The organism is Corallococcus carmarthensis, from assembly GCF_003611695.1.
GTDB lineage: Bacteria > Myxococcota > Myxococcia > Myxococcales > Myxococcaceae > Corallococcus > Corallococcus carmarthensis.
In genome coordinates, this window is sequence record NZ_RAWE01000335.1 from 1 (window position 1) to 6,539 (window position 6,539).

Genomic DNA, 6,539 nt, shown 5'->3' on the forward strand with positions numbered 1-6,539 from the left:
GCCCACCCTCCCTCTCAGGAGGACTGCCGGAAGGCCCCTCCGGCACCACCTTGCCGCCTGCCTGCCAGGGGACTCGGGAGGTCGGGTGGGAGCCCCTTCACCGGCCTCAACCATTTTGCGTACAAACGGACTTGCACTCCAGGCCGGATGCATATAACTTCACCGTCGACTGCCAGGACCGCTTATAAAAATAAGGTTCCAAGCCCCATGGACGCCCTGGATTATCGCATCTTGGACATGCTTCAGCGCGATGGCCGGGCCACGCAGCTGGAGCTGTCACGTGGGGTGAAGTTGTCCCAGCCGGCGGTCGCGGAGCGCATCCGCAAGCTGGAGGAGAAGGGCGTCATCACCGGCTACACGGCGCGCGTGGACGCGACGCAGCTGGGCAAGGACATCACCGCCTTCATCGGGGTGAGCATCGAGCACCCCAAGCACTTCGAAGGCTTCGCGAAGAAGGTGGCGGAGCTGGAGGACGTGCTGGAGGCCCACCGGGTCGCGGGGCAGGACTCGTACGTTCTGAAGGTGAAGACCGCGAACACGCGGACGCTGGACTCGCTGCTGGTGGAGACGCTGCGCACCATCCCGGGCGTCACCCGCACGAGCACCACCATCGTCCTGTCGACCTTGAAGGAAGACACGCACGTGCGTGTCCCCGATGTGCTGTTGAACGGAGAATGAACATGAGCGCGGACGCTATGAGTGCACCCCTGCCCCCTCCTCCGGCCTACCGGCTGTCCCAGCGCATGTCCCGGATGAAGACGTCCGCGGTGCGCGAGATCCTCAAGATCGCCGAGCGCCCCGACATCCTCTCCTTCGCCGGCGGCCTGCCCGCCCCGGAGCTCTTCCCGCTGGACGCCATCGCCAAGGCGTTCGAGGAGACCTTCGCGACGGAGGGGCGCCCCGCGCTCCAGTACAGCACCACGGAGGGCTTCGCCCCCCTGCGCGAGTGGATCTCCTCGCACCTGGCGCGCAAGGGCCAGCACGTGCACGCGGACCAGGTGCTCATCACCAGCGGCTCGCAGCAGGGCCTGGACCTGGTGGGCAAGGTGCTGCTCGACCCCGGCGACCTCGTCGTGGTGGAGGACCCCAGCTACCTGGCGGCGCTCCAGACCTTCGGCGGCTACGAGGTGGAGTTCGCCACCGTGCGCAGCGACGACGCGGGCATGGACACGGATGACCTGGCGGCCTTGGTGAAGAAGAAGGGCCCGCCGAAGCTGCTCTACGTCATCCCCAACTTCCAGAACCCCAAGGGCACCACCCTGTCGCTGGAGCGCCGCAAGGCGCTGGTGCGGCTTGCGCAGGAGCACCGCTTCATCATCCTGGAGGACGACCCGTACGGCGAGCTGCGCTTCAAGGGCGTGCACCTGCCGTCGCTCGCGTCGCTGGACGACCAGGGCGTGGTGCTGTCCCTGTCCACCTTCTCCAAGACGCTGGCCCCCGGCCTGCGCCTGGGCTGGGTGACGGGGCCGCGCCCGCTGCTCAAGTCGCTCACCATCGCGAAGCAGGCCACCGACCTGCACACCGCCACGCTCGCGCAGCGCGCCACCGCGCGGCTCTTGACCACGTTCGACTACGCGGGCCACATCCAGGCGCTGATGCCCGTCTACGCCGAGCGCGCCAACGCGATGCTGTCCGCGCTGGAGGCCCACATGCCCAAGGGCACGAAGTGGACCCGGCCGGACGGCGGCATGTTCCTCTGGGTGGAGCTGCCCCAGGGCCTGGACGCGGCCACGCTCTTGCCCCGCGCCGTCGAGCAGAAGGTCGCCTTCGTCCCCGGCGCCCCCTTCTTCGCCAACGACCAGAAGCCCCAGTTCATGCGGCTGAACTACTCCAACCGCCCGCCCGACCTCATCACCGAGGGCATGCGCCGGCTGGGCGCCGTCATCTCCGACGCGCTGTAGGCGCTTCCGTCGTTCAGGCAGGCCGGCCCCCAACGCACCGCGTCGGGGGTCCGGGCCTCATGAGAAGTTGAAGCTTGATTCAGGTTTCAGCCTCCGCGGCGCTGGCCAGCGCCTGCGCGGTGTGCGTACCCTGCGCGCGTTTTTTCGGACACGCCCAAGGAGAGGCACATGCAGCTGAAGGACCTGAAGATCATCGTGACGGGTGGCGCGCAGGGCATGGGCGCGCACTTCGCCCAGCGCATCCATGAGGCGGGCGGCCAGGTGGCCGTTGGCGACGTCAACGAGGAGAAGCTCGCGGCGCTGCCCGCGGGCATCCACCGGCGCAAGCTGGACGTGTCCAACGAGCAGGACGTCACGGACTTCGTGCAGTGGGCGCACGGCGCCATGGGCGGCCTCAACGGCCTCATCAACAACGCGGGCATCCTGCGCGACGCGCTGCTCGTGAAGAAGGACCGCACCACCGGCCAGGTGAAGAAGCTGTCCACCGCGGACTGGAACGCCGTCATCGGCGTGAACCTCACCGGCGCCACGCTGATGGTGCGCGAGGTCGTCACGAAGATGGTGGAGACGGACCAGCGCCCCGGCGTCATCGTGAACATGTCGTCCATCGCCCGGCACGGCAACCGCGGCCAGTCCAACTACGTGTCCGCCAAGGCCGCGCTCGCCGCCAACACCGTCACCTGGTCGCGCGAGTTCGCGCCGTTCGGCATCCGCGTGGGCGCCATCGCCCCGGGCATGATTGAGACGCCCATGACGCAGGGGATGAACCAGAAGGCCCGCGACGCGCTGGTGGCCGCCATCCCGGTGGGCCGCATCGGCGAGCCCGAGGACATCTGGGTGGCCGTGAAGTTCATCGTGGAGTGCGACTACTTCAACGGCCGCACCATCGACGTGGACGGCGGCCACAACTTCTAGGCCGCACGCTTCAACCGCGCTCCGGACTCAGGCGCTCTTGCGCTTCCGGGGCGCGGCCCGCGTGGCCTTCGCGCCCACGCCCTTCTGCGCCGGGGCCTTCACGTCCACCCAGCGCTCCGCCCACTTGCCCAGCTCGTCGATGACCTTCCAGAACGCCTGACCCTTCTCCGTCAGCCGGTACTCGGAGCGGATGGGCGGGCCCGGGTCGACGTGGCGCTCCAGGATGCCTTCGGCCTCCAGGTCCTTGAGCCGCTCCGACAGGACGCGCTCGCTGATGGTGCCAATGCGCTCCGTCAGCTCCCCGAAGCGGCACGGCCCGTCCATCAGGATGCGCAGGATGACGCCCGTCCAGCGCCGGCCCAGCAGGTCGGCCGCCGCCAGGAACCGGTTGCACAGCGGGTGCAGGTCGTCATGCATCGTGTCGCCTCCGTCCCGAGTATAGCGCCCGCCCCCTCCTCCCGGCACGGACTTACTTTTTGGAAGTTGCTTGCGAAATGAAAGTGACGCGAGTAGCCATGGGGTGTTCGCAACGGAGGACGACACGCATGGCGACGACGAACACGGCCCTGGACGCGGGCGCGCTGGAGCAGCTCTTCACGGAGGCCCGCACGTACCCGGGCTGGCAGGACCGGCCGGTGACGGACGAGACGCTGCGCCGCATCTATGAGCTGGCGCGCATGGCGCCCACCGCGGTCAACAGCCAGCCGGTGCGCCTGGTGTTCGTGAAGAGCCGCGAGGCCAAGGAGCGGCTCAAGCCCGCGCTGTCCCCGGGCAACGTGGACAAGACGATGCAGGCGCCGGTGACGGTCATCGTGGCGTACGACACCGCGTTCCACGAGCAGATGCCCAAGCTGTTCCCCGCGCGCGACATGAAGAGCGTCTTCGCGGCCATGACGCCGGAGGCGCGCGAGCAGTCCGCCTTCATGAACGGCTCCCTGCAGGGCGCCTACGTCATCCTCGCGGCGCGCGCGCTGGGGCTCGACTGCGGCCCCATGGGCGGCTTCGACAAGGCGAAGGTGGACGAGGCCTTCCTCCTGGGCACCGGCTGGAAGTCGAACTTCCTCATCAACCTGGGCTACGGCGACGCGGCGAAGCTCTTCCCCCGCAACCCGCGGCTGTCCTTCGAGGACGCCTGCCGTCTGGTTTGAAATCGTCCAATCCCAGACAACACACTGGTCCCGCCGTTCAGTGGCCTTCGGCCGCTACAATCCTGAGTTTCTAGGTTAATCAGGAAGAAGCCGCCCCGCCGTCAGTTCCACAGGGGTGAACGCGGCGAGCGAGCCTCTTCCCGGTGCGAAACGTGGGCGCCCCCCAACGCGGGTGCCCGCCTTTTCGCGAGGCGGCATAGACCGCCGGAGGGCCGCCTTCCGTTACAAGGGAAGCGGGGCCCCGAATGGAAGGCTTCGCGGTGGAGCGGGCCTAGTACAGCTGTTCGAGCGGCATCATCGTGCCCGCCTCGAACTCCGGCGCGCGGCGCAGCTGGTCCAGCACGCGCGGGGCGCACCTCACGTGCAGCATGGGCAGGGAACCGCCCGGCTCGCTCATCGCGCGGACGGCGCCCACCAGCTGGTGTGCCTCCAACCAGCGCATGAAGCTCTCGCGAAAGCGGGCGTTCTCCGCCTGGCCTTCCTTGTAGAGGTCCGCGCGCGAGCGCATGGGGGCCCGTGAGGACGCAGGAGCGCTCTTCGGCGCGGCCGGCTCCCGGGGCATCACCGTGACGTCGATGTCGCCGCCCGGCTGCGCGTCGCGCTCCTGGCCACGCGCGCCCGGCAGCGCACGCACCGTGCCTCCGCTGCCAGGCAGCGGACGCACGGCGGCGACGGAGGACATCCGGGCCGAAATGTCTTGGGGTTCGCCCGGCACGCCATTCTTCCTGCGCATGGCCACATCCTCCCCAGGTCCGGTGCTCACGTGGCACCGGCCCCGGCAACTACCGCGTCACCTGAAAACAGCCAGGCCCTTCCCCGTCCGGTGGTTCGCCGAGCGAGGAAGCTTGATGGCATTGGCCAGAATCAAATCTCTCACTTCCAATGCCGTCAAGTCAGGGGCACGGCAACGATACAGTGCAGCGATACCCGCGACATAAGGCGCCGCCATGCTCGTGCCGCTCATTCGTTCATAGAACGCCTGATTATTGCAGCGGCGTTCAGTAGACGAATACACGTTCACCCCGTAGCCCATGACATCAGGCACGACGCGACGCCCCACGGAGCCGCTGGCGGAGAAAGTGGCCACGGTGCGCTCGAAGTCGACTGCCCCCACAGCCAGGGCCTCGGGAAAGGCCGCTGGGTAACCAACCGTGTCGGGTCCACTGTTACCCGCCGCGACAATGGGCAGGATGTTGCTGTCCAGAAGCCGACGCAGCATGGCCTGCAGGGCGCGCTGGTTGAGCAGGTAGTCCGCCTCGGAGATGCCCGGAGGCGGCTGCAGCGGGAAACCCAGCGACAGGTTGACGACGGCGGGACGTGACGCGTTCTCCGGACGGCTGAACTGGTGCAGCAACCACTCCATGCCGGCGGCCACGCGGCCCAGGCTGGTGCGGATGGTCTCCGACTCGATGACGGACGCGGCGTACAGGTCCACCTCCGGCGCGACGCCGTGGTGCACGCCCGCGGCGATGCCGCACACGTGGGTGCCGTGGCCGTCCGGGTCGAAGCCGCGCACGTCTCGCGCCGGGTTGTGCGGCGAGTTGGGGAAGAGCGAGACGTAGCGGAACTGGATGGTCTTGCTCGCGTGCTCCGGGTGGTCCGCGTCCACGCCGGTGTCCAGGATGCCCAGCATCACGCCCGCGCCCCGGATGCCCTGGGCGTGCGCCAGGGGGACACCGGATTCATCAGGCCACTCACGCTGCGCGAGCGAGCTCATGCCGCGGTTGCGCGGCCCCGTCTGGCCGGCGGACACCGGGCCGGGGAAGGACAGGGGCACCACGTCCGGGATGAACTCGAACTCCGCCGCCAGCTCGCCCCGGGCCGCGCTCTCCGCGTCCTGGGAGTAGAAGTGCGCCATGGTGGCGCCGATGAGCGGCATGAAGCGGTAGCTGCCGGCTTCCGTGCCGGCCTGCTCCGTCACGGGTGCGCCCGGCATGGGCGTGGCGTCAACGTCGCTGGCCTTCTTGCCGCGGCCGCGCTTGCGGCCCCGGGGCTCCTGGCCGCTGACGGCGGGCTTCACGCCAGGCAGCGTGGCCGACCTCAGGCCGAGCGCGGTGAGGGCATCCGGTGCCTTCTGGCCCGCGCTGAAGCGCAGCGCGGTGCTGCGGCTGAGGACGCGCTCGCCCTGCGCCGTGCCACGCACTCCGGGCCGGGCCTGCGTCTCGATGGACTCCTTGGGTACCAACAGGAAAGACTTCATGGCTGTGCTCCTTGAACCGCCTATCCGCGCCGGGCCCCGAAGGAAGAGCACCTGCGGTACGACCGCGCCCACCTGGGGACCCTGACAAGCCCCTTCGGATCCGGTGGGTCGGGCTCGCGGGCGTCGCCCGGAGCCGTTGCATCACCTGCCCTCCCCTCTCCCCTTGTTCAGGGGTCCAACCGGGGGATTTGACCTCGACCCCCTGACAAAAAATCACGGGATTCCCGTAATAGACACCTCTTGTCTGGGGTCTCGGTCCTCACTCGGCTTCCCCGAACCTCCGGAAACACAACGGATTCCCTCCGCGGGACGAGGGCAGTGGCAGGGGGCGCACACGGGCTCTGTCCGCCAGCGGATGTGGGGAAGGGGCAGGCA

General features: G+C 68.7%; 7 protein-coding genes. 4 read left to right on the forward strand and 3 right to left on the reverse strand.

Annotated elements, in window-relative coordinates:
- Window positions 1-207: 207 nt before the first annotated feature.
- From D7X32_RS42150 to D7X32_RS42160, 3 genes are all read left to right on the forward strand, one after another.
- A complete protein-coding gene (locus tag D7X32_RS42150) occupies window positions 208-678 on the forward strand; it encodes an Lrp/AsnC family transcriptional regulator (protein ID WP_120608150.1) in 471 nt (156 codons plus the stop codon).
- Between the two features lie 2 nt (window positions 679-680).
- Window positions 681-1,901, forward strand: coding sequence for an aminotransferase-like domain-containing protein (locus tag D7X32_RS42155; RefSeq protein ID WP_120608155.1), 1,221 nt, complete (start codon window positions 681-683; stop codon window positions 1,899-1,901).
- 168 nt (window positions 1,902-2,069) lie between these two features.
- Complete coding sequence (locus tag D7X32_RS42160) at window positions 2,070-2,816, forward strand: SDR family oxidoreductase (protein WP_120560256.1); 747 nt, start codon at window positions 2,070-2,072, stop codon at window positions 2,814-2,816.
- A 27-nt stretch (window positions 2,817-2,843) separates the two neighbouring features.
- Here D7X32_RS42160 and D7X32_RS42165 read toward each other — a convergent pair whose 3' ends face one another.
- On the reverse strand, window positions 2,844-3,233 hold the full coding sequence (locus tag D7X32_RS42165; protein WP_120608151.1) for a winged helix-turn-helix transcriptional regulator: 390 nt from the start codon (window positions 3,231-3,233) through the stop codon (window positions 2,844-2,846).
- 128 nt (window positions 3,234-3,361) lie between these two features.
- On the opposite strand from D7X32_RS42165, the gene D7X32_RS42170 reads away from it, so the two are divergent.
- Entirely contained in the window at window positions 3,362-3,964 is a 603-nt protein-coding gene (locus D7X32_RS42170; protein WP_120608152.1) for a malonic semialdehyde reductase, read from the forward strand.
- A gap of 271 nt (window positions 3,965-4,235) precedes the next feature.
- On the opposite strand, the gene popD is transcribed toward D7X32_RS42170, so the two are convergent.
- Window positions 4,236-4,697 carry a PopC secretion inhibitor PopD gene (popD, locus tag D7X32_RS42175; protein WP_120608153.1) on the reverse strand — a complete coding sequence of 154 codons (462 nt, stop codon included), beginning with the start codon at window positions 4,695-4,697 and terminating at the stop codon, window positions 4,236-4,238.
- A 57-nt stretch (window positions 4,698-4,754) separates the two neighbouring features.
- A complete protein-coding gene (popC, locus tag D7X32_RS42180; protein ID WP_120608154.1) occupies window positions 4,755-6,164 on the reverse strand; it encodes a subtilisin-like protease PopC in 1,410 nt (469 codons plus the stop codon).
- Window positions 6,165-6,539 lie beyond the last annotated feature (375 nt).